Below are 23,899 nucleotides of genomic sequence, written 5' to 3' on the forward strand. Positions count from 1 at the left end.
TGAAAATTTCTTATTGATGCCGGCGCCTTTACATGATATTTTAAACATGTTGAGTTTGTCCTCATCAAGTAAGGAAAGGAAGAACGAAACATGGCACACAAAGTTACAGACGCTTGCGTATCCTGCGGCGCTTGCAAAGATGCATGTCCCGTCGATGCCATCGTCAAAGGCAATCCGTACTCGATCAACGATGCTTGCATCGACTGCGGTACCTGTGTAGATAGCTGCCCAGCCGGAGCGATTGTCGGCGAATAGGTTGACACGTGCGGCAACGATGCAATCTTGAGGGCATAGCCCTTATTGATAAAAGGGGGTGAACCAAAGAATGACCTACAAAATCACGAATGACTGCACTGCTTGCGGCGCTTGCGTCGAGCATTGCTGCGTCAGCGCGATCTCCGAAGGCAACCCGATCTTCTCGATCTCTGATGACTGTGTTGACTGCGGCGTTTGCCAAGACGTTTGCCCGAACAATGCAATCATTGCAGGCTAATCTCGGATATGGCCTGGGCGCACCCAGCGAAGGCTGGGTGCGCTTTTGCTATGTGGGGCCGTAGAAGAATGGTAGTACGGTGAGCCAACCATGCCAAAGTAACCGGCAACAGGAAGCCGCCCACACGACCATGTAGAATGACGATACAGCGAAACAGCCGGCACCGCCAGCGACAACCGGAGTCCGGTGTTGTTCTCGGTTGTTTTTTTTTATATGCAGAGAGGTAGGAAAGGGGTTGCACCTGTGATTTGGCAACCAGAAGCAGAATGTATGGAACGGGGCGCATTGCGGGCGTTGCAGTACGAGCGGCTGCGCAAGACGCTGCAACGCGTATATGAGCATGTTCCGTACTATCGACGCCGGATGGACGAGCTTGGCGTCAAACCGGAAGACTTACAAACGTTAGCTGATATTCGCAAGTTTCCGATGACCACCAAGAATGACCTCCGGGACAATTATCCCTTTGGACTGATGGCCGTCGATCGCAAGGAGATTGTGCGCTTTCATTGCTCCTCCGGGACAACGGGCAAACCGGTTGTCGGGGGATATACACGCAATGATCTGAACACCTGGTCGAATTTGGTCGCCCGTGTAGTGGCACTGGCCGGTGTGGAGCCTGGCGATACGGCACAGATCGCCTTTAACTATGGCTTATTTACCGGTGGTTTTGGTTTGCATCAAGGGTTAGAGAAACTCGGCTGCGCCATCGTACCGGCTTCCGGCGGCAACACGCAGCGCCAGATCATGCTGATGCAGGACTTTGGCACGACGGTGTTGATCTGCACCCCCAGTTATGCCTTGCATCTGGCCGAAGAAGCCAAAGCCATGGGCATCGACCCGGCGACTTTGCCGCTGCGCATCGGTTTATTTGGCTCCGAACCCTGGTCCGAAGGCATGCGCCGCCAGATCGAAGCCGACTGGGGTATTCGCGCCTACGATAACTACGGATTGACCGAACTAGGCGGCCCTGGTGTGGCCGGCGAATGTACCTTTACCTGCGGTCAGCATATCCAGGAAGATCACTACCTGGTGGAAGTGATCGATCCGGAAACGGGGGAGCCCCTTCCGGACGATCAAGAAGGCGAACTGGTCATTACCAGCATCAACCGTGAAGCCATGCCGATCCTGCGCTACCGCACCAAAGATATCAGCCAGCTTGATTTCCGTCCCTGCGCTTGCGGACGTACGACGGCCCGGATGCGTAAAGTCACCGGACGCACCGATGATATGCTGATCATCCGCGGCGTCAACGTCTTCCCATCACAAATCGAATCGGTCTTGATGGAAACGGCCGGCGTAGCGCCCCATTACCTGCTTGTCGTGGACCGTAAAGGCCATCTGGATACGCTGGAAGTTCAGGTCGAACTGACAGAAGAACGTTTTCATGATAAATATGCGGAGTTAGAGCAACTGCAAAATGCCATCCAGAACCGCTTAAAGAGCGTACTTTCGGTCAGTGCCAAAGTACGCCTGGTGGAACCGCGTTCGTTAGAGCGCACTGCCGGTAAATCCAAGCGTGTTCTTGATCGACGTCCGCAACTGTAAGCAGAACAAAGGTGGGAAAGAACAACGTGAAAGTATTAATGACAGGGAACGAAGCGATTGCCCGCGGTGCCTATGAATACGGCGTTGGCGTGGCCGCAGCCTATCCCGGAACGCCCAGCACGGAGATCCTCGAAAATATCGCCACCTACAAAGAGATTCCCTGCCAGTGGTCGCCTAATGAAAAGGTCGCTTTGGAAGTGGGCATCGGTGCGGCCATCGCCGGCGCACGGACGATCGTCACGATGAAACACGTCGGTGTTAACGTAGCGGCCGACCCGCTGCTCACGGTAGCCTATACCGGTGTGCGCGGCGGTTTGGTGCTGGTTTCGGCTGATGATCCCGGCATGCACTCCTCGCAAAATGAGCAAGACAACCGTTTCTATGGTCCCTTTGCCAAAATCCCCGTGCTGGAGCCTTCGGACTCGCAGGAAGCCAAAGAAATGGTTGGCCTGGCACTGGAGATGTCAGAAACCTTCGATACGCCGGTGATCCTGCGTATCACCACACGGATCGCTCATTCCCGCAGCCTGGTTACACTGAACGAGCCAGTCGAGCGTACCGCCAAGCCCTACAGCAAAGACGCCAAAAAATATGTCATGATCCCTGCTTACGGTCGTGCCCGCCGTTTGTTCATTGAAGAGCGTGATCAAAAGCTGGGCGCCTTTTCGGAGACCTGCCCGGTCAACCGCATCGAAGCCGGCAGCGAACCAAACGGCGTCGGTATCCTTACGTCCGGCATTGCCTACAGCTATGTGAAAGAAGCCTTTCCGCAAGCACCTGTGTTGCGCGTCGGCTTAACCCATCCCATCCCTAAGCAGCTGATCACCGATTGGGCCCAAGGCTTTAACCACGTCATCGTCGTGGAAGAGTTGGAGCCCTATCTGGAAAATCAACTGCGCGCTATGGGCCTGCCCGTGCTGGGCAAACCCTTTTTCCCGCCCTTTGGCGAACTTTCCGTGCAGAGCGTCCAAGCCGGTGTGCAAGCGGCCTTAGCCAGCCGTGGCGTGGCCATCGCCATACCGGAAACGAACGTACCGGCGCCTTTTACCGCGCCCATGCGTCCGCCCGTTCTCTGCCCCGGCTGCCCGCACCGCGGCGTATTTTATGTGCTCAAACAGTTGAAAGCCGTTGTCTCCGGCGATATCGGCTGTTACACCTTGGGCACCATGGCCCCCCTTGACGGCATCGATACCTGCATCTGCATGGGCGCGTCGATCTCCGGCGCCTTAGGCATGGAAAAAGCCCATCCCGAGATGGCCAACCGCATTGTCGCCGTCATCGGCGATTCGACGTTCCTTCATTCCGGCGTCACCGGCTTGATGGATATCGTCTACAACGGCGGTACTTCCACCGTGATGATCTTAGATAACTCGATCACCGCCATGACCGGCCACCAGCATCATCCCGGTACTGGTCAGACCTTGATGGGTGATCCGGCGCCGATGGTCGACTACGAAGCGCTTGTCCGAGCCCTGGGCGTCAAGCGGGTCGTCGAAGTCGATCCTTTGGATATCAAGCAAGTCAAAGCCGTGCTCAAAGAAGAAATGGCCGTACGGGAACCGTCAGTGATCATCGCTCGTCGTCCCTGCGCCTTGCGCGTCAAAAACGATCGGCCCTTAATCGTAGAAAACTGCAAAGGCTGCCGCGCTTGTATCGGCGTCGGTTGTCCGGCGCTGTCGATGGACCCGGCAACCCGTAAAGCCGTTGTGGATGCCACCCTGTGCACCGGCTGCGGTGTTTGTGCCCGTGTTTGTATGTTTGACTGTTTCCGTCCGGGAGGGGAATAATCATGAGCGAAACGAAAAACATTCTCCTTGTCGGCGTTGGCGGGCAGGGAACGATCCTCGCGTCCAAGATCCTGGCCCACGTGGCCTTAGGCCAGGGCTGGGATGTTAAGATGTCCGAGATCCACGGCATGGCCCAACGGGGCGGTTCCGTCGTGACCCAAGTGCGCATCGGCACCAAAGTCTATTCGCCGATTATTGAACCGGGGGAAGCCGATGTGCTCGTCGCTTTTGAACAGTTGGAAGCCTATCGCTGGATTCACACCTTGCGGCCTGATGGCACGGTGATCATCAACGATCAGAAGATCGCCCCGCTGCCCGTCGTCGCCGGCGCGGCGACCTACCCCGAGACGATCCTCGACGATATCCGCGCCAAGGTCGCTACGGCGATTGTTGTACCGGCCTTGTCCTTGGCGACGGAAGCCGGCAACAGCAAAGCCACCAATGTGGTCTTGATGGGTGTGCTGGCCTCGGTCATGCCCGATGTACCGGCGGAATCCTGGCAAGAAGCGCTGGAAGCCAACGTGCCGGTGCGTTTCTTGGAAGTCAACCGCAAAGCCTTCGCCGCCGGTTTTGCTTGCGAACGCTAGGGCACAGTTAGTATGATCGATGCCGCCTTGGGCGGTGGGAGGGAGCCACAGTGGTGGTTCCCTTTTTTTTTTGGCGACATGAGTAAATGTGCGAAAAAGTACACAGTATATTATGAAAGAGATCTTTGACTTTTCTGATAAATCGGGCTACTATTATGGACGAGCGGGCTAAATGGCAGAGATTGCATTGCAAAGTGACTACGCAATCGATGAACAAACACCAACTCCCGTAACATTGGCGAGGAAGGGATCGCAGAGGGCGATCCAACCAACACAGAGGAGGACGAAATACCCATGGCTCAGTACCGTTATGCACAAGTTCCTGAACAAGGAGAAAAGATTACCTTTTCAGAGGGACGCATGCAAGTTCCCGACTGTCCGATCATCCCTTTCATCGAAGGTGACGGCACCGGTCCCGATATTTGGCGTGCATCGGTTCGTGTATTTGACGCCGCTGTGGAAAAAGCCTATCAAGGCAAACGTAGCATTGCCTGGATGGAAGTATATGCCGGTGAGAAATCCAAAAACCTTTATGATACATGGCTGCCTGATGAAACGGTGGAAGCATTTAAAGAGTTTCGTGTGGGGATCAAAGGCCCCTTGACGACGCCCGTCGGCGGCGGCTTCCGCTCGCTTAACGTGACCCTCCGTCAAGTCATGGACCTCTATGCTTGCGTTCGTCCCGTGCGCTATTATGACGGCGTGCCTAGCCCGGTCAAAGAGCCGCAAAAAGTCGATATGGTCATCTTTCGGGAAAACACCGAAGACGTTTATGCCGGCTTGGAGTGGCAAGCAGGCAGCGAAGCGGCCACCAAAGCGGTGGAATTTTTCCGTAACGAACTTGGGGTCAAAATCCTCAAAGACGGCACCGCCATCGGCTTAAAGCCGATGACCGAATCGGGCTGCAAACGCCTGGTGCGCAAAGCCATCCAATACGCCATCGACAACAACCGCAAGAGTGTCACCTTGGTGCACAAAGGCAACATCATGAAGTTCACCGAAGGCGCTTTCCGCGATTGGGGTTATCAATTGGCCAAAGACGAATTCCGCGATCAAATCGTTACGGAAGATGAGCTCTGGTCCGAATACAACGGCAAAGTGCCCGAAGGCAAAATCGTCATCAAAGATCGCATCGCTGACAGCATGTTCCAACAAGCGCTGCTGCGTCCCGACGAGTATGAGGTTCTGGCGACGACCAATCTCAACGGCGATTACCTCTCCGATGCACTGGCAGCCCAAGTGGGCGGCCTCGGCATCGCACCGGGCGGCAACGTCTCCGATGAATATGCCGTGTTCGAAGCGACTCACGGCACCGCGCCCAAATACACCAACCTCGATAAGATCAACCCCGGCTCGGTCATCCTCTCCGGTGTGATGATGCTGGAGCATCTCGGCTGGAAAGAAGCGGCCCAGTTGATCATCAAAGGCCTGGAAAAAGCCATCCAAGATAAGGTGGTTACCTATGACCTGGCGCGGCAAATTGAGGGCGCCCAAGAAGTCAAAACGTCGGAATTCGCGGCGGCCATCATTGCTCGCATGTAGGTGATACGCCAAGGGCGGTCATCATACCCTGCGATAGGGTAGTGAAAAAGTCATCTTCGGTGTATAATAACACTGGCAGCGTGTGGACAAGCACGCTGCCAGTTTGAGCATCTAAGAAGCGAAAGGGGAACCATCCAACATGGCACGCAAAAAAATCACGATCATTGGTTCAGGAAACGTAGGGGCGACGTGCGCGCACTGGGCAGCCGCTTCCGAATTGGCTGACATCGTCCTGCTTGACGTTGTCGAAGGTGTACCGCAGGGCAAAGGCCTCGACTTGCGGGAAGCTTCCCCGGTCTACGGCTTTGACTGCAATATCATCGGCACGAACGACTATGCTGACACGGCCAACTCTGACGTAGTTGTCATCACCGCAGGGATTGCCCGCAAACCTGGCATGAGCCGCGATGATCTGGTGGCCATTAACACGAAAATCATGAAAGAGTGCGCCGAAAAAGCGGCCGCTGCTTCGCCGAACTGTATCATGGTGATCGTGGCCAACCCCTTGGACGCCATGTGCTATGTGGCGCAAAAAGCATCAGGTTTCCCGACGAACCGTGTCTTCGGTATGTCCGGTATTCTTGACACCGCGCGCTTCAAAACCTTTATCTCCATGGAACTGGGCTGCTCTGTTAAAGACATCACTTCCTTTGTTCTCGGTGGCCATGGCGATGACATGGTTCCCCTGCCGAGCTACACCTATGTCGGCGGGATTCCCATCCGTCAACTGCTGCCGGAAGATCGCATTCAAGCGCTCGTCGACCGTGCCCGTAACGGCGGTGCGGAAATCGTCGGCTACCTGAAAACCGGTTCGGCCTACTATGCACCGGCCGCTTCGGTCGTGCAAATGGTTGAAGCGATCCTGAAAGACCAAAAACGAGTGTTGCCGGTTGCGGCGTACTTAAACGGTGAGTATGGCTATGAAGGCCTGTACACCAGTGTGCCGGTCATGCTTGGCGCCAACGGTGTGGAAAAAATCTATGAAATCGAGTTGAGCCAAGACGAAAAAGCGTTGCTGGCCAAATCGGTCGATTCGGTCAAGAAACTAATTGCCGTCACCGGTATGTAAACCCTTTTGCCCAGGTAACCATGATACCCGGGTATCCATGAACGAGCCTCAGTACCTATAGAAAAGCCGGTCCCCTAAGGGATCGGCTTTTTCTATGGATACAATGAGTACATTCAAGGGCAACCTTGTGCTCCCATACGGTTATGATGCCGCATCAGTATTGAGCAATTGCAACCGCAAGGTACATTCACTGGCACCGTCAGGCAGACAGTGAACCAACGTCAGTTCAATATGAGGCCACAACGTAGTGATGAGGCCGCTTAAAATCGCATGATGTAACGCGCAGAGCGATACACCGAAGCGTTCAAGCATCTCATGAAAAGGACAGTTGCGCAAGCGTAACGTGGCGCTGCTGTCTTGCGACGTGATCAGGTTCGGTGGAATCCCGTCGATCGTCAGCAAGGAGCCTAAGGCGGTGATCGGCAGTTCCCACGGTGTAGCCGGCAACGCCGGAACGGTCATGCGTGCCGATTGAGCGAGACGTTGGCCGTGAAGAAAACCGATCCGCAAAAGCACCGCTTGTTCATTGGGACCGAGTTGCTGCAGTGTCTCTAAGAGCAATTCGCTGAGCAACGGGTACATGCGTGGCGGAAAGCTGAGCGTAAGCGCTTCTTGACGAAGACTATACACCCGCCCCGGCCGTCCCGGTGACGTTTGATGATCCCAATCCGAACGAAGTAGGCCAATCTCTTCCAGCTTCGAGAGATGAAGACGAGCCACATTGGGATGAATGTGGAATTTCTGAGCGATCGTCTTGACGGTATAGGTGACTTCGCTTTGAGTGAGAATAAATTGATAAATCAAGAAACGAGTTTTATCGGCAAAGACGGAACTTATTTTTTGTGCTTCCTCAAAAATCTCGTTCACCTCCTCTGCAAAGAAGCCAATCTCACTGTTCCTATTATATATTAAGTGAAAACTATTGCAAATACGAAGGTTGCACCAACACGACCAGATTTACCCTGTTCAGTGATTGTGAAAGCTTGTTCAGGGACATAATGAAGATTGCCGGATGATTGAGGAAGAAAGGGTCAACATACGATGAGCACAGAAAATCAAGGCGTCTATAATATCAAAGCCGTTGAAAAAATGACCGGTGTGGCCGCAGGTACACTGCGTGTGTGGGAGCATCGCTACCAGGTGATTCAACCGGCACGGAACCGGGCGGGATACCGGGTGTACTCCCAAGATGATGTACAGACGATCCAATGGCTGGCGCAACAAGTGAAAAATGGTGTGACGATCAGTCAAGCGGTGAAAATGCTTCAACAAGAAGTGTTACCGCCGCAGCGAGCGCTTCTGGACATGGGTATGAGTACGATGAGTAATCTGCAAGGGCGGATGCAAAGCGCCATTATGGCGTACGATGAAAAAGGCGCCGGCGCGGTGATTGAAGAGGCGCTCAGTTTTTTCAGTGTGGAACGGGTGGCGATGGAGCTGATCGTTCCGGTCATGGCGCAGGTACAGCAGCAAATTGATGAAGCAACGATGACCTTAGCCCATGCTCATTTTGCAGCAAACTTTTTCCGGACACGCTTGGCGGCCATGCTGGGTGCACTGCCGACGAATCAACACCGGCCCTTGGCCTTGGTGGCCAGTTTACCGGGCGATCAGCATGAATTGTGCTTGTTGATTTTGTCGATCTATTTGCGGCGGCGCGGTTTTCGGACGATTTACCTGGGTAACAATCTGCCGGTGCAGGAACTGGCACGGGCGATGCAGGAACTGCAGCCCCGTATTGTCGGCGTTTGTGTGGGTGAACGGGCGCTGGCACCCACAGTGCCGCAAGTAGCCGAAGAACTGAGTAGGTCCGTTGATTTGGCTGCCATGAACATCCATATTGGTTTTGGCGGGTTGGGCTTAATGGATGATCGGGAAACGCAGGAGACCCTCGGGGAGCGATATATCGGCATGGATTTGGAACACTGGGACGATTGGTTGGAACAGTTGGGCTAATTGGCTAGGGAAAGATTGGGGCTGAGGAAAACCGATGTAATAATAAGATCATAGTGGTTGCCATCGCGATTCCCCGGAGGTAAAATGAGTAGAAAGTCGATTTTCTGCAAGTAGAGTTCGATATAGCGCAGGTTCTTTGGCTCATTGGCCAGTCTCGTACAAGCAGCTTCTTTATCTACGCAGCATGAAGCAACCAAGCAGAGAAGCAGGCCAAGCGGCAAGGAAAAAAGGGGGAATCGAAGTGGCACGGGAAGAAACCTTTTATGGTGTACTCGAACGGCGCGGCGTAAGCCGGCGGGACTTTCTCAAGTTCTGCACCGTCATGGCCGCATCGCTGGGGTTGAGCAGCAGTTCCGCAGCAACGATTGCAGAAGCCTTAGAAACCAAACGGCGATTGCCGGTGATCTGGCGGCATTTTCAGGAATGCACCTGTTGTACCGAATCGTTCATCCGTACGGCCCATCCCATTGCCGGCGATATTGTGTTGAACATGATTTCGTTGGATTATGATGAGACCTTGATGGCTGCAGCGGGCCATCACGCTGAAGCGGCGGCCAAACAGAGCATGGAAGAAAACCGGGGGAATTACATTTTGGCGGTAGAAGGCGCAATTCCCACCGGCGATGACGGTATCTATTGTTGCATTGGCGGACGTTCAGCGCTGGAGATGCTCCAAGAAGAAGCGAAAGGTGCCAAGGCGATCATTGCCTGGGGTTCTTGTGCAGTGAACGGTTGTGTCCAAGCCGCCAAACCGAACCCGACAGGGTCCGTACCGGTGCAAGCCATCATCAAAGATAAACCGATCATCAATGTGCCTGGTTGCCCGCCGATTGCGGAAGTCATGGCCGGGGTGATCACCCACATCTTGACCTTTGATCGTTTGCCTGATGTTGATAACGAAGGCCGGCCCAAAGCCTTTTACGGCCACCGCATCCATGACAAGTGCAACCGCCGTGCGTATTTTGATGCCGGGATGTTTGTACAGAATTTTGACGATGAAGGTGCCCGGCAAGGCTGGTGCCTCTATAAAATGGGCTGTAAAGGACCAAATACATATAATGCGTGCTCCAATCTGCAATGGAACGGCGGCGTTTCCTATCCGATTCGCTCCGGTCATCCCTGCATTGGTTGTTCGGAAAAAGGATTTTGGGATAACAACGGCGGTCAATCCATGTATACCCATTTATCGGGCGTACCGGGCATGCAAATCGGCATGAACGTCGATACGATCGGGGTCATGGCCGTAGGCGCCGCCGTTGCCGGTGCAGCAGCTCATGCCACAATATCAGCAGTTACCAAAAAAGTCGGAGAATCATCGGAGCCTAACGATAAATGAACTTGCCGCTCCAGTAAATAAATCTACAGACCCATTGTGTTGGAACTAGATATAGTATGGAGGAGGATTCCATGGCCGAACGGATCGTCGTTGACCCGATCACGCGGATCGAAGGTCATTTGCGCATAGAGGCAAAAGTGGAGGACGGCAAAATCATCGATGCGGCCAGCGCCGGTACGATGATACGCGGATTGGAATTGATCCTGCGCGAGCGCGATCCCCGTGATGCCTGGGCATTGATTCAACGGATTTGCGGTGTTTGTACCACGGTGCATGCCTTGACGTCGCTGCGCGCGGTGGAGGACGCCCTGGATATTCGCATTCCTCGTAATGCCGAACTGATTCGTAACATCATGCACTGCGTGATTTATATCCATGACCATGTGGTGCATTTTTATCATCTGCATGCGGCCGACTGGGTCGATATTCCCAATGCGCTGAAGGCCGATCCGGTAGCGACGGCTGCGCTGGCGCAAAGCATCTCCAAGTGGCCCAAGTCGACGGCCGGGTACTTCCGGGATGTGCAAAACAAGCTCAAAGCCTTTGTCGACGGCGGACAACTCGGCATCTTTGCCAATGCTTACTGGGGTCACCCGGCGTACAAGCTGCCGGCCGAAGCCAACTTGATGGCGGTGGCCCATTACCTGGAGGCCCTCGATTGGCAGAAAAATGTCGTCAAAATCCATACGATTTTTGGCGGAAAAAACCCGCACCCGAACTACGTGGTCGGCGGGATGGCTTGCTCCATCGATATCAACGGCGACAATGCCATCAACATTGAGCGCTTGAATATGGTGTCGCGCTTGATCGATGAAGCTACTGAATTTGTTAATCAAGTCTACATTCCCGATCTCCTGGCCATCGCTTCCTTTTACAAAGATACAGCCGCTTATGGTGGGGGCTTAGGCAACTACATGTGTTATGGCGATTTGCCGACAACTCATATTCGTGATTCTGCCAGTTTTCTTTTCCCGCAAGGGGTTATCCTCGATCGCAATCTCAATGAAGTCTACGATGTGGACCCGCGCGATCCGGCGCAGATTGCTGAATTTACCGATCACAGTTGGTATGAAAACAGCAAAAACGGTCTCCATCCCTGGGACGGGGAAACGGCGATCAAGTATACCGGCCCGAAACCGCCCTATGATACGCTGGACCCAACGGGCAACTTTGAAGGCAAGTACTCTTGGCTGAAATCGCCTCGTTGGAAAGAAAAACCGATGGAAGTGGGCCCGCTGGCGCGGATGCTCGTCGGTTATGCCAAGAAAAATGCACCGACGCACGACCTGATCAAAGAGGAAGTAGACAAGGTGCTGGCGCATCTGGCCGTAGGACCGGAGGCACTGTTCTCAACGCTGGGCCGGACGGCAGCCCGCGGCATTGAGTCGCGCTTGGCGGCCGTGTGGTTGCGGCAGTTCTTCAATGAACTGGTGGCGAACGTCAAAAGCGGTGATCAGTCCACCTTTAATCAAGACAAATGGGAACCCAAGACCTGGCCGGCCGAAGCCAAGGGTGTCGGTCTCACGGAAGCGCCGCGCGGTGCCCTGGGGCATTGGGTACAGATCAAAAACGGCCGCATTTTCAATTATCAGTGTGTGGTGCCCAGCACCTGGAATGCTTCGCCAAAAGATCATAAACAACAACATGGCGCCTATGAAGCGTCGCTGATCGGCACGCCGCTGGCCAAGCCGGAAGAGCCGTTGGAACTGTTGCGAACGATTCATTCTTTTGACCCTTGCTTGGCTTGTGCTGCCCATTTGACGGACAGTGAGAATCGCGAGATCACGTCGGTGAAAGTCCTCGGATAAGGAGGAATAGCCATGAAGTTGTTTAAACGGGTCTACGTCTGGCAGTTTCCCGTTCGCATGTATCACTGGCTCAATGCGCTGTTTGTGATGATCTTGTTTGTGACCGGTATTTACATCGGCAGGCCCGAACTACGCCTGTCGGTGATCACCATGGATGCAACGACCGCGTTTATCATGGGCAAGTTTTTCACAGTTCACATGCTGGTGGGCTATCTGTTTGTGGCCAATTTTATTTATCGGGTTTACTGGGCCTATGCCGGCAATCAGTATGCCCGATCGCACCGCTGGCCTTGGCAGAAGCAGTACTGGCTCGACTTTCGTGATACCTTGCTGCACTACCTGTTCTTAAAAAAACAGGAGCCTCATTATTTGGGGCATAATCCGCTGGCGAACCTGGCTTATTTTTTCGTGGTGATCTTGGGATCGGGATTTATGGCTTTTTCGGGCTTTGCCATGTACAGTGAACTACATCCGGACGGAATGACGGGCCATCTTTTTGGCTGGGTGATCCAGGTCATGGGTGCTTCTTTCTATGTGCACATGTGGCACCGGCTGGGGGCCTGGGTGTTCATGGTGTTCGTGGTGATCCATCTGTATATGAGCCTTCGCCATGAGCTTTTTGTGCGCGACGGGACGATGTCTTCGATCGTCAGTGGCTATAAATATGAAGCGCAGGACAAAAAAGGTTGAAACTGACCGGTGCGGGCACTAGTATGGTGACCGGTGCAGGTAGCAGTGGTGAGTATGGACAAAGAAGTAGCGGCGGACGGTTCGGGTAATTGCCTGGCCGCTCCGCTGTCTTTTTTCCGGGGTATCGATGGGTATGTATGTGTAGGAAGGGAATGGGGTATGAAAAAAACGATCGTTTTGGGACTGGGAAATTTATTGTTTTCCGATGAAGGCATCGGTGTTCATGCTGTGCAAAGGCTCTGGCAGGACTATGATTTTGATGATACGGTTGAGGTGATCGATGGCGGCACCTTAGGACTTTTGCTTCTGGAGCATGTGGAAGAAGCCGAGCGGCTGCTGTGCATTGATGCGATTGCCTCGGGACGGGAGCCGGGCACGCTGGTGCGGCTGGAGGGGGAAGCGATTCCGGCGTACTTGGGCGTCAAGATGTCACAGCATCAGATGGGCTTTCAGGAAGTCTTAGGGTTGGCCCGTTTGCGCGGCACGCTGCCGGAGGCGATGGTGATGGTCGGGATTGAGCCGTCGAGCTTGGAGTGGGGAACGTCCTTAACGGGTACGGTGGAAGCAACAATGCCCCGTTTGGTGACGGCCGTCATTGAGCAACTGCAAGCCTGGGGGGTACCGCCTCGGCGCAAAGGGATCGACCATGCATGAAATGGCATTGATGGAAAGTCTGACAGAGGTGCTGCGCCGGGAATGTGCGCAGCGTCAAGTGGGGCCGGTGACGAAAGTCAAGTTGGTTGTCGGCGCGCTGACGCACGCCATGCCCGATGCGCTGCGCTTTGCTTTTGAAGTCTGCCGATCGGCTCCGCCTTATGCACCGGCGGCCGAATTAGAAATTGAAGAAGTGCCGACAGAGGGAAGCTGCCGCGACTGTCAGGAGCGGTTTCCCGTCGCTGCGGGGGAGTGGATTTTTCTTTGCCCTCGTTGCGGCAGCGGTGCCGTGACGATTGTGCAGGGGCGGGAACTGCGGATTGATTATTTTGAGACGGCCGATGGCAACGGTTGAACAGGGGGGAATCCGGTGCAAATCCAACTGGGTCAGCATTTGTTAGGTTCTAATCAAAAGGTGGCGGCAGAAATCCGCCGTTTGATGGATGAAAAAGGTGTGTTTCTGCTGAACTTGATGAGTTCGCCGGGCGCCGGCAAGACAACATTGTTGGAAAAAACACTGGCTGCCCTGCGCGATCAATTGCAGGTGGCGGTCATTGAAGGGGATATTGCGACCACACGCGATGCTGATCGGATCGCGCGGCAAGGGGTACGGGCTGTGCAGATCAATACCCATGGGGCGTGCCATCTGGACGGAGCGATGATTCAAGGCGTCTTGCCGGCTTTTGATCTGGATACGTTGGATCTGTTGATCATCGAGAATGTAGGCAATCTGGTTTGTCCGGCGGAATTTGACTTGGGTGCCGATGCGTCGGTGGTGGTCCTGTCGACGACGGAAGGTGTGGATAAGGTCGTCAAATATCCGCTGATGTTTCGGGAAGCGACGGCGCTGGTGCTCAATAAGATTGATTTGCTGCCCTTTACCGATTTTAGCTTGGACGAGTTGGCGGCGGATCTGGCGCAGGTGCACCCGGGATTGTGCCGTTTCGATCTTTCGGCCCGTACGGGTGAAGGGATGGAAGCCTGGGTTGCTTGGTTGATGGCGCAAGTGCAGGCAAAAAGGGGACGCAGGGCGCTATGAAAACAGCGCGGCGGGTCATGGTCAAAGGTGTTGTGCAAGGTGTTGGTTTTCGACCCTTTGTCTATCGGTTGGCAGCAGAACTCCGGCTCGGCGGTTGGGTAGCCAATACGGCCCGCGGCGTGGAAGCTGTCGTGGAAGGTGACGTGGCGGCGGTTGAGGCTTTTTTGCGGCTCCTTGTCGATGAAGCGCCGGCTTTAAGCCGGATCAGCGAAGTACAAGCGGAGCATGTACCTTTGCAGGGGTGGAGCTCTTTTCAGATTCGTACCAGCAAGCCCAGTGCTGATGTGGCTGCGTCGATTCCGCCCGATATGGCCATGTGCCCGGCTTGCCGCCAGGAGATGAACGATCCGGAGGCGCGTCGTTATCGCTACCCTTTGACGAACTGTACCAATTGCGGGCCGCGCTACTCGATTGTGGAACGGGTGCCTTATGATCGTCCTTTTACGTCGATGCGTTCCTTTGCACTTTGTCCGGATTGCCGCCGGGAGTACGATGATCCCGGTGATCGACGGTTTCACGCGCAGCCGTTGGCTTGTCCGGTTTGTGGTCCGCAGGTCTGGTTGACCGGTGCGGACGGTATGCTGCTGGGCGGTGACGGTACATTGCTGCAAAGTGACGCCCTGACCAGCGATGATTGCATATCCATGGGCGATGACGCCCCTGCCGGCGGTGACGTCTCGAACGGCCCCGCCTTAATCGATGCCCCGGTTATGGCCGGCGATGCTCAACAGGACAGCGCCAGGAGCGAAAGCTGGGCACCGTTGTTAATCAGGCGCTTACAAGCCGGGGCGATTGCGGCGATCAAGGGCGTCGGTGGGTTTCACCTGGCCTGCGATGGGCGAAGCAGCGAAGCGATTGCCCGTTTGCGGCAGCGTAAGCACCGACCGGCCAAGGCTCTGGCGGTGATGGCCCGCGATCTGGAAGCGGTACGTAAAGTTTGCAAGCTCAGTGTGGCCGAAGAAGTGCTTTTACTGAGTCCGGTGGCACCGATCGTGATCTTGGAGCGCCTTCCGGATGCGAATCTACCGGCGAACTTGGCGCCGGGGACAAAGACGCTGGGCGTGATGCTGCCTTATTCGCCGCTCCATGAAGTGCTATTTGCAACAGCAGCGGAGCAGGCTCCTGATCTGGATCTGCTGGTAATGACGTCGGGCAACCGGGCCGGACTGCCGCTTTGTTACGGCAATGAAGCGGCGCTGGCCGAACTGGGTGATATTGCCGATCTTTTTTTGCAGCATAACCGGGCGATCGTTAACCCGATTGATGATTCGGTGGTGCGGGTTATCGACGGGCAGTTGACTTTTTACCGGCGGGCGCGCGGTTATGTGCCGGCGGCGATTCCGGTGCCGGTGCCGCCCGGTGTGGATGCGGTCAAGGAACCGGCCATCATCGCCGTCGGTGGTGAGTGGAAAAACACTTTTGCCTTGCTGGGGCGTGGGGAAGCGGTGCTCAGTCCCCATATCGGTACGGTCGAGACGCGGGAGGGCCGGGCACATTTTTTGTCGACCTATCAGCGGCTGCAGGAATTGCTGGCGCTGACGCCGGTGACGGTGGCTGTCGATCGCCATCCCGGCTATCAGGTATCGGCGCTAGGGCGTGATTTGCATTTGCCCGTGGTGGAAGTGCAGCATCATCATGCCCATTTGGCGGCGGTATTGGCTGAGCATGGCTATACCGGTGAAGTGATCGGGGCGATTCTTGACGGCACCGGCTACGGTGAAGACGGGGTGATCCGGGGCTTTGAACTGCTGCGCGGCAGTGTACGCGGTTTTGAGCGATTGGCCTGGCTGGAACCGGTGCCGCTGCCGGGTGGTGACAGTGCGGTAGGGCGGCCCTGGCTGGTGCTGGCGGCGCATTTGGGTGCGGCGCTGGGTGAGCAAGGCTGGGCTGTGGCAAAAGAACTTTTTCCGCAGTTTGCGCGGCACCTGGCGGGAGCGCAAGCGATGATCCAAGCCGGGCTCAATGCACCGCTTGTATCGAGTGCCGGTCGGTTGTTTGACGCTGTGGCGGCCCTGCTGGGGCTTTGTTTGGAAAATACCTATGACGGGCAAGCGGCCGTCGAGTTGGGCGAAAGTGTAGCGATGCGGCTGGGGTTGAACGGTGGCCTGGAGGGTCATGATTGGGCAAGGGCAGCGGCGATGGGCACTTATCCGGTCGCTTTTGCCCAGCGACAGTGGCAAGTGGCGCCATTGTGGTCAGCCATGCTTCAGGAGCGGGACCGAGGCGAAGTGCCAGAGGTAATGGCGCAGCGTTTTCATAATACAATCGCCCATATGGTCGTTACGCAGGTGATGCAGGCCGGACGGGCGGCGGGGATTCAGACTGCCGTGTTAAGTGGCGGCGTCTGGCAAAATCCTTATTTGACGGTGATGGTGCGCCGGCAGCTTTTGGCGCAGGGCTGGCAGGTGCTGTTACCTCGGCTTTTGCCGGCCAATGACGGCGGCTTGGCGCTGGGGCAAGCGGTCGTTGCTCTTTGGCAGCGGCAGGGAGCCGGCAGAACATCGGCAGAGCCGGTAGGGAAGCGGTAGCGGGCTGGTAGAGGTGGTTAGCTGCATCAGAGAGCGTGAAAAGGATAGGCAATGGGGGGGGGGATAGCGTGTGTGTTTAGCTGCACCGGCGCAGATTGTGCGCATTGAAGAGGGAGGCTGGCTGGCGGAAGTGGAATCTTTCGGCAACCGCCGTTCCGTTGGGCTGACCTTGGTTCCGGAAGCGAAAGTCGGTGATTATGTAATTGTCCATGCCGGTTTTGCCGTGGAAATCATCGATGAGGAAGCGGCCAAAATCAGCTTGGCCACATGGGAGGAACTGCTTTGCTCGACGAAATAATCAAGCCCTTACGGGACCCGGTGCGAGGACGGCAAATGCTGGCCGAGATCCAAGCGCGCTGGCATACTTTGGCGGCGCGGCGCGGTCGTCCCATCGTACTGATGGAGTTTTGCGGAACTCATACGGTGGCGCTGGCGCGGACGGGCATTCGCTCGCTGCTCTTGCCGGAGGTGGAACTGAAGAGCGGACCCGGTTGCCCCGTTTGTGTGACTGATGCGCGCGACCTTGATCGGGCCATCGCCCTGGCATCGGTGCCGGGCGTGACAGTAGCCACCTTTGGCGATCTTTTGCGCGTGCCGGGCAGTCGAGGCAGTTTGCAGGAAGCGCGGGCGCAAGGGGCCGATGTGCAGGTGGTAGCGTCGCCCTTGGACGCGCTGCAACTGGCCATCGCTCACCGAGAGCGGCAAGTGGTTTTTTTGGCGGCCGGCTTTGAAACGACGGCACCGGCGACGGCGGTGACGGTACAGGCAGCGGCGCGGCAAGGCGTTGAGAATTTTTTTGTCTACTCCTTGCATAAGATGACGCCGCCGGGATTGCGGGCGGTCCTGGGTGATCGGGAAATCGGGATCGACGGTGTGATCTTGCCGGGCCATGTCAGCTTGATTGTGGGCCGGCAAGCCTGGGATTTTGTGGCGGAGGAACATCAATTGCCTGGTGTGGTGGCTGGGTTTGAACCGGTGGAATTGCTGGCGGCGCTGGGCTTGATGGCGCTACATTGGGATGAAGAGCCGCAGATTTTGAATGCCTATGAGCGGGTGGTCCGTGAGCGTGGCAATGGGGCGGCGCAGCAGGCGCTGGCGGAAAGCTTTGTTCCTGTTGATGCGCACTGGCGCGGGCTGGGGCTGTTGCCGGGAAGCGGCCTGGCGCTGGCCGAGCGCTATCGCCAATGGGATGCAGTGGTACAGTTTGCCGATTGCTGGCGCGATTTGGAGCCACCGAAGCCAATCGCCGGTTGCCGCTGCGGCGATGTGCTGCGCGGTGTTTGTACGCCCTTGGATTGCAGGCTTTTTGGCCAAGGATGCAGTCCGGCGACGCCGGTAGGGCCTTGTATGGTGTCGCAAGAAGGGACCTGCGCGGCTTATGCGCGGTTTGCTGTGGCGAAGTGATGGCTACGTAGGTGGCCAAGGTGTTGAAGCCGGTAGTCAAAGGAGGGGTACCGAGAGATGAAGCAGGAACAAGTGCTCCTGGCCCATGGCGATGGCGGACAGTTGACGCACCAATTGGTACAGGAACTGTTTTTACGCTATTTTAACTTTCCCGCTTTACAAGCGCTGACGGACGCGGCTTTGTTGCCGCCGCCGGCAGGGCGCTTGGCGGTTACGACGGATTCCTTTGTGGTGCAGCCGCTTTTTTTCCCAGGCGGTGATATCGGCACGCTGGCTGTGGCCGGAACGGTCAATGATCTGGCTGTCAGCGGGGCCAAGCCGATGTATTTGACGGCCGGTTTTATCTTGGAAGAAGGACTGCTGTTGGTTGACTTGGAGCGCGTCGTCGCTTCCATGGCGGAGACGGCTCGGGATGCTGGTGTAGCCATTGTGGCCGGTGATACGAAGGTCGTTGAGCGCGGACGCGGTGACGGTTTGTATATCAACACGGCCGGCATCGGGGTGGTGCTTCCTGATCTGGACGGCGAAGGGGCTTCGCTGGACGGTTCGCGGATCGGGGAAGGGGACGCTGTCCTGATCAGCGGTACGCTGGGCGATCACGGGCTGACGATCATGGCGCAGCGAGCGGGGATCGCTTTTGATACGCCGGTGCAAAGTGACTGTGCGCCGTTGTCATCGCTGATCGCAGCGCTTCAGGAGAACTGCCTCGGTCAGGTTAAATGGATGCGTGATCCGACCCGTGGTGGTGTAGCGACGACGTTGAAGGAAATCGCCGAAGTGACAGCGAAAGATATCGTCATTGATGAGCAAGCATTGCCGGTGCGCGATGCTGTTGCTGACGGGGCGGCCATATTGGGCTTAGATCCGCTGTACCTGGCTAATGAAGGCAAGGTGCTGGTGATCGTCGCGCCGGAAGCGCGGGATGCGGCGCTGGCTGCGTTGCAGGCGCACCCGCTGGGTCGGGAGGCGGCTTGTATCGGCCACGTTAGCGGTGGCAGCGGACAGGTCTATCTCAAGACGCCCTTAGGCGGGCACCGGATCTTGAACCGGTTGATGGGCGAATCACTGCCGCGCATTTGTTAAGGGGCGAGGCAGACCGGTAGCGCTGCTGATCGCGGCAAGGGAGTTTATTTTTTGATAGGTTGATCGCAAAAGCTTTTCGGTCGCGGTGTAAAGGTTCCGGGCCGGTAAAAAAGAGAACAGGAGGAACGACGATGTGTACACCGGAAACGTTCTTCACGGAATTACAACTGGTATTGAAGCAACTGCGTGGCCGTTGTCATCGTTTGTATCATGATACGGACGATGTGGCCGTTTACCTACAAGAGGGGCGGCAGGATTGGGCGATGGCCGATCTACTGCGTGAGGCAGCACAAAAGTTACAACAGGCCGAACAGTTGGTCGTCAAAGCGCAGGAACTGGCCGAAGAACGGCGCAATGAAGTCCAGCCAAGGGTAACGGCAACGATTGTCGCCCCTTGATCGGATGGGGTACGTGAAGCGAGGTAGAGTGATCATGAAGCGATACTGGCATGGTGTTGTGAGCGCGGCGCTGCTGGCGCTGGTGACGGTAGTGGCGATGCCGGAAGTCGGTCAGGCGGCGACCTATCAAGTGGTCAGTGCAGCACCGGTTGGGGCGAACGAGCTTTTTGACCGTCGCGTTATTGTAGAGGTTCCGGCCAATGCGCTGGCTCTCGGTGAGACGGATCAACTGCATCTGCGGCTGAATGCCGATGTGTCGGCGCGGCGCATTGCCTACCAAATCCCTGCAACGGTCGGCGGATCGACGAATATGTTTGTAGCCGCTAGCGGCGATATGGCCGGTGGTAACCGAACTTTTTCACTGACCGTTACCGGCAGCGGCGGCAGCGGTGAGGGGCGGATTGTTCTCGATCTGATCGATGTGCAAGCGGAAGGCGGCGTACGGGATGTACGGTTGATGATCGAATCGGCACCGAGCTCGATTTTCCAACCCGGTGAGTCAACGCTGACGAGCGGTGTGCTGGCTGATTATGCGGTGGCCGCAACGTGGTCGGGCGTGAATGAGCCGGTGACACTACGCTTCCGGGAGTTGAAAGCAGGTCAAATTCGCACCGGTAGTGACAGCATTACCCTGCAATTGCCGGCAGGTTATACTTGGGATGCCCGTGCAGCTCGGCTGGAGCGTACGGAAGGCAATCTGGAACTGGGTGCATTGGAGGGCGACGGTACGGGAACGCTGCGTGTGCCCGTGCGGCAAGTATCGGGACGAGCGACTGATTTTTATATTGCTAATCTGCGGGTACGCAGTGCGCAGTTCCTGGAAGGTGCAACCCATGTGACGATGCAAGTTGGCGGCACGAGCCGTGTCACAGCGAACCAACTGACGTTGCCGGTGGCACCGGACCGGGAAAAGGTAGCCCAGTTCCGGATGGGTGATAACACGTATACGGTTCGCGGGCAAAAGTTGACGGTGGAAACGGCACCGTATATTAAAGATGGCCGGGCTTATCTGCCGCTGCGGGCAGTGGCGGAACTGTGCGGTGTGGCGGCGCAGGATGTGCGCTGGGAGCCGCGCGATCAGTCGATCACCTTGCGGCAAGGGGATGTGACGCTGCGACTGGTCTTGGGCAGTCGGGAGATGGAAGTGATCAAGCGTCAGGCGGACGGCAAAACGGCAACGTCGCTGGTTGTGATGGATGCAGCGCCGGAACTGAGCAAAGAGATGCGCACTTGTTTGCCGATTCGCTGGGTTGTGGAAGCGTTAGGGCGCGAAGTGATCTGGGATGAAACGCAGGGACAAGTGACGATCGTACGGCGGTTGTTTTAGGGATTGACAAGAAAGTCCGACGGGGACAAGAATATTCGGATGCATCAATCGTATGTAGTCGGTAAGAGTGATGAATATAAAAAGCAGCAGCCCGTTTTATCAGTGTAAGATAAAGGCGGGCTGCTTTTTTTTTGATTTTTTGATATACATAAAAAACGACGTTAATAATGGCGAAGTGGGTTATTGTTTCTACAAAATTTCTTAACGTAAGGGAGATAAAAGTGCTAACTTTCAAACACCCTTCAAAGGAAGAGGGAGAAGTTCTGCTTGAATTGGATTCAAAGGTTTATTCAAGTACGTGGCAAGTTGACCCGAAATTTGTTGACAGATTATTTTCTATTAACGATAAAACGCATATTATTGTAAAAAACGATGGAGTTGTCAAGGGCTATATAGGATTTATCCCGCTGCCTAAAGAAATTTACGATAAAGTATTAAGACAGGAAATAGATGAGGATTTAATCGTGGATCATGTTTTGCCTTTTTATGGTGATATTTATCTTTATGCGATAAGCATATTGGTAGATACAAATGATCCACTTCGTAAATTATATTCAAAATGCCTCATTTCCAAAGTGCCTTGTCTTCTGGAATTATATCAAGGCCTAGGAGCTAATATTAAAGAAATAGGATTAATAGCTGTAACTAAGAAAGGTCAGGAAATAGGATTAAGTTGGGGCTTATCTCCGAGTGAATATGTCAATGTGGATGGCGAAAATTTCGCTGTATTGCGTGGAAAACCGGATGATGTGATAAGAAATATCCGGGGTCATAAAAGAGCATTTAATACGGGTTCTTTATTTGATGGAGTAAAAATTACGTCATGACCATCGCAATTCCCGCCATAACTGCTGGGCATGTCACGGGACGAGTCGGGTATGAAGGAGTGCAACTACGGGCGATCAAAATGGCGTTGCACCACTGGGCAGAATACGGGAAGTGTTTCAGCAAGTATAACGTCATCCTGGGTACGGAACTGGCGATCACGGAAAAGATTAAAGTGCGAATTATGAATGACCGACTGGGACTGGAACTCTTGGCGGCGGAAGTGTATCAGGAACATGGGCAACCGGAAGCAGCGATTGATCTGCTGGAAAAATCGGCATTTCACAGTGAACGGGTCGTGCGACTTTCCTTGGGGGAACTTTATTTTCAAGGCAAAGAGTATGAAAAATGCATCAAGGAACTGCAGCGGATTGAGAATAATGACAATGCGGGAACGGTAGCGCTACTGTACCAGGGCATCGCGTTCCGGGAACTGGGGCATCTGGGTCCAGCGATCGAAGTGTTCAGGATGGCGCTTCGGCGGAAGAAGGAGCGCGATGAAGAGGTGCTAACGGAGATCTGGTATGAGCTGGCGAAAACGTTAATCCAGGTGGGGGAAAAGAAGAAGGCCAAAAAGGAACTGGAGGCCATCATGCTGCGGCAGGTGGATTATCAGGATGTGCGCGCATTGCTGGAGACATTAGCATGACGGGAGAATGGGAGCCGGTGAGCATGAATGTTATCGTTCAACAATAAGAGGATGCTGATTATGAATTGACGGAAAAGGTGTTGCAGTGTGCTTTTGCCGATGCTGAATTCAGCGACCGGCGGGAACACAGGTTGGTTGGTCACAGTTAAACACCGCTTTTACGCAACAAAAAAAGGCCTGCATCACTGCAGACCTACGTTATCATCATGGAGCCGACGATGGGACTCGAACCCGCAACCTACTGATTACAAGTCAGTTGCTCTACCTGAAAACAGATCTTCCCGAGTAGAATTATAGCCAGTTTTTGAAATGTTGAACAGCAAGCCCAATAGTCCCCCTATGCGTTGGGACACGTTTATCGTACTCCACCCCGTTATAACGCAGGATTGCGTCGATTATTACGGCTATACGATCGCCAGCGTATGTCGTGGCCGGGCGTGATGGGACACGTCAGGGCAGTGGTTGCCGCGTAAGAACAAAATAACCACAGTAACCACGTAACTCCCTAAAATTGCAGTTGGAATCTTTGTTGGTTATTGCATAAATATCACCATTTGCCACGTGAGGGCACACGTTCCCTGCTGTTGGCCTGAAGTAAGATTCAGGTATAAACGGTCTAGGGAACTTTTTTTTGCGGCGTGTGGGCGAACGTGTGGGCGGTGGGTCAAGTTCTTTTAGATGGCGTTGCTGGCGTGGGCACAGTATGGCGTGACCCGGCAGGGTAAGTGCAGTTGCAGCGTGATCGTCGGGTAAAACAGCTATTGGAGCACAGTTTTATCACCTAAATATGGCCATTTGCCGTATAAGGGCATACGTGATGGGGCAACGTGCGGTGCAGTGGCAGTTCAGGGGGAAAACAGTCGAGGGGACAGTTTTAAGGGGCACAGAGGGGAACGTGTGGGGCGGGTTTGAAGTGGGGGTGGGTGAAAACGATCTCAAAGTGGGGAAAGTGGATAGTGTTGATTAGGAGAGGCGGGGGAGTCAAGTGGATAGTGTAAGATTAATAATGAAAAAATAACGCAGTTATTTAGTGGAAAAAATATATAAGCTCATGTTACTAGTCCATTTAGATAATAATCGTATGCATTCGTGATCGGTTAACCAGTTATTGCCGAAAAATATGAAAATACAGTGGTAAAATAACAGACATAAAGCATACGGGCGTTGCCGCATCATTTC

Annotated in this window: 23 protein-coding genes; 22 read left to right on the forward strand and 1 reads right to left on the reverse strand. The window is 54.9% G+C overall.

The window, feature by feature from the left end; all coding sequences use genetic code 11:
* Window positions 1–90: 90 nt before the first annotated feature.
* The 7 genes from EDD73_RS11815 (at window position 91) to mdh (ending at window position 7,023) form a co-directional block, all read left to right on the forward strand.
* A complete protein-coding gene (locus tag EDD73_RS11815; RefSeq protein WP_131920190.1) occupies window positions 91–255 on the forward strand; it encodes a DUF362 domain-containing protein in 165 nt (54 codons plus the stop codon).
* 70 nt (window positions 256–325) lie between these two features.
* Window positions 326–493 carry a DUF362 domain-containing protein gene (locus EDD73_RS11820; protein ID WP_131920193.1) on the forward strand — a complete coding sequence of 56 codons (168 nt, stop codon included), beginning with the start codon at window positions 326–328 and terminating at the stop codon, window positions 491–493.
* 243 nt (window positions 494–736) lie between these two features.
* Window positions 737–2,038 carry a phenylacetate--CoA ligase family protein gene (locus tag EDD73_RS11825; RefSeq protein ID WP_131920195.1) on the forward strand — a complete coding sequence of 434 codons (1,302 nt, stop codon included), beginning with the start codon at window positions 737–739 and terminating at the stop codon, window positions 2,036–2,038.
* 26 nt (window positions 2,039–2,064) lie between these two features.
* Entirely contained in the window at window positions 2,065–3,825 is a 1,761-nt protein-coding gene (iorA, locus tag EDD73_RS11830; protein ID WP_131920197.1) for an indolepyruvate ferredoxin oxidoreductase subunit alpha, read from the forward strand.
* A 2-nt stretch (window positions 3,826–3,827) separates the two neighbouring features.
* A complete protein-coding gene (locus tag EDD73_RS11835) occupies window positions 3,828–4,412 on the forward strand; it encodes an indolepyruvate oxidoreductase subunit beta (protein ID WP_131920199.1) in 585 nt (194 codons plus the stop codon).
* 294 nt (window positions 4,413–4,706) lie between these two features.
* Window positions 4,707–5,954 carry an isocitrate dehydrogenase (NADP(+)) gene (icd, locus tag EDD73_RS11840; protein WP_131920201.1) on the forward strand — a complete coding sequence of 416 codons (1,248 nt, stop codon included), beginning with the start codon at window positions 4,707–4,709 and terminating at the stop codon, window positions 5,952–5,954.
* 139 nt (window positions 5,955–6,093) lie between these two features.
* Entirely contained in the window at window positions 6,094–7,023 is a 930-nt protein-coding gene (gene mdh, locus EDD73_RS11845) for a malate dehydrogenase (protein ID WP_131920203.1), read from the forward strand.
* A gap of 141 nt (window positions 7,024–7,164) precedes the next feature.
* Here the strand turns inward: mdh and EDD73_RS11850 are convergent, their stop codons facing one another.
* Window positions 7,165–7,890, reverse strand: coding sequence for a helix-turn-helix transcriptional regulator (locus EDD73_RS11850; protein WP_131920205.1), 726 nt, complete (start codon window positions 7,888–7,890; stop codon window positions 7,165–7,167).
* A gap of 174 nt (window positions 7,891–8,064) precedes the next feature.
* Between EDD73_RS11850 and EDD73_RS11855 the strand changes: the two genes are divergently transcribed.
* From EDD73_RS11855 to EDD73_RS11925, 15 genes are all read left to right on the forward strand, one after another.
* Window positions 8,065–8,979, forward strand: a complete 915-nt coding sequence (locus EDD73_RS11855; protein ID WP_131920207.1) for a MerR family transcriptional regulator — start codon at window positions 8,065–8,067, stop codon at window positions 8,977–8,979.
* A 241-nt stretch (window positions 8,980–9,220) separates the two neighbouring features.
* Window positions 9,221–10,315 (forward strand): hydrogenase small subunit, encoded by a 1,095-nt coding sequence (locus tag EDD73_RS11860; protein ID WP_131920209.1) that lies wholly within the window; start codon window positions 9,221–9,223, stop codon window positions 10,313–10,315.
* A gap of 71 nt (window positions 10,316–10,386) precedes the next feature.
* Entirely contained in the window at window positions 10,387–12,123 is a 1,737-nt protein-coding gene (locus tag EDD73_RS11865; protein WP_131920211.1) for a nickel-dependent hydrogenase large subunit, read from the forward strand.
* Window positions 12,124–12,135: 12 nt separating this feature from the next.
* Window positions 12,136–12,813 carry a Ni/Fe-hydrogenase, b-type cytochrome subunit gene (cybH, locus tag EDD73_RS11870; RefSeq protein ID WP_131920213.1) on the forward strand — a complete coding sequence of 226 codons (678 nt, stop codon included), beginning with the start codon at window positions 12,136–12,138 and terminating at the stop codon, window positions 12,811–12,813.
* 54 nt (window positions 12,814–12,867) lie between these two features.
* Entirely contained in the window at window positions 12,868–13,467 is a 600-nt protein-coding gene (locus tag EDD73_RS11875; protein ID WP_207668879.1) for a HyaD/HybD family hydrogenase maturation endopeptidase, read from the forward strand.
* A complete protein-coding gene (locus EDD73_RS11880; RefSeq protein WP_131920215.1) occupies window positions 13,460–13,822 on the forward strand; it encodes a hydrogenase maturation nickel metallochaperone HypA/HybF in 363 nt (120 codons plus the stop codon). The genes EDD73_RS11875 and EDD73_RS11880 overlap by 8 nt, the downstream gene beginning before the upstream one ends.
* A 15-nt stretch (window positions 13,823–13,837) precedes the next feature.
* Window positions 13,838–14,506: a hydrogenase nickel incorporation protein HypB gene (hypB, locus tag EDD73_RS11885; RefSeq protein WP_131920217.1), complete on the forward strand. Its 669-nt coding sequence runs from the start codon at window positions 13,838–13,840 to the stop codon at window positions 14,504–14,506.
* Window positions 14,503–17,034, forward strand: coding sequence for a carbamoyltransferase HypF (gene hypF, locus EDD73_RS11890; protein ID WP_131920219.1), 2,532 nt, complete (start codon window positions 14,503–14,505; stop codon window positions 17,032–17,034). Before hypB ends, hypF begins: the two co-directional genes overlap by 4 nt.
* A 70-nt stretch (window positions 17,035–17,104) precedes the next feature.
* Window positions 17,105–17,332 (forward strand): HypC/HybG/HupF family hydrogenase formation chaperone, encoded by a 228-nt coding sequence (locus EDD73_RS11895; RefSeq protein ID WP_131920221.1) that lies wholly within the window; start codon window positions 17,105–17,107, stop codon window positions 17,330–17,332.
* The gene (hypD, locus tag EDD73_RS11900; protein WP_243116904.1) at window positions 17,317–18,438 is read left to right on the forward strand and encodes a hydrogenase formation protein HypD; all 1,122 of its coding nucleotides are present in this window, start codon (window positions 17,317–17,319) and stop codon (window positions 18,436–18,438) included. Before EDD73_RS11895 ends, hypD begins: the two co-directional genes overlap by 16 nt.
* Before the next feature lie 57 nt (window positions 18,439–18,495).
* The gene (gene hypE / locus EDD73_RS11905; RefSeq protein ID WP_131920225.1) at window positions 18,496–19,521 is read left to right on the forward strand and encodes a hydrogenase expression/formation protein HypE; all 1,026 of its coding nucleotides are present in this window, start codon (window positions 18,496–18,498) and stop codon (window positions 19,519–19,521) included.
* 131 nt (window positions 19,522–19,652) lie between these two features.
* Complete coding sequence (locus EDD73_RS11910) at window positions 19,653–19,919, forward strand: hypothetical protein (RefSeq protein WP_131920227.1); 267 nt, start codon at window positions 19,653–19,655, stop codon at window positions 19,917–19,919.
* Between the two features lie 34 nt (window positions 19,920–19,953).
* Window positions 19,954–21,246: a copper amine oxidase N-terminal domain-containing protein gene (locus tag EDD73_RS11915; protein WP_165876490.1), complete on the forward strand. Its 1,293-nt coding sequence runs from the start codon at window positions 19,954–19,956 to the stop codon at window positions 21,244–21,246.
* Between the two features lie 167 nt (window positions 21,247–21,413).
* Window positions 21,414–22,073, forward strand: a complete 660-nt coding sequence (locus EDD73_RS11920) for a hypothetical protein (protein ID WP_131920231.1) — start codon at window positions 21,414–21,416, stop codon at window positions 22,071–22,073.
* Window positions 22,070–22,720 (forward strand): tetratricopeptide repeat protein, encoded by a 651-nt coding sequence (locus tag EDD73_RS11925; protein ID WP_131920233.1) that lies wholly within the window; start codon window positions 22,070–22,072, stop codon window positions 22,718–22,720. The genes EDD73_RS11920 and EDD73_RS11925 overlap by 4 nt, the downstream gene beginning before the upstream one ends.
* The last annotated feature ends 1,179 nt before the right edge of the window (window positions 22,721–23,899 follow it).

The sequence above is a fragment of the Heliophilum fasciatum genome (genome assembly GCF_004341395.1).
Taxonomy (GTDB): Bacteria; Bacillota; Desulfitobacteriia; order Heliobacteriales; family Heliobacteriaceae; genus Heliophilum; species Heliophilum fasciatum.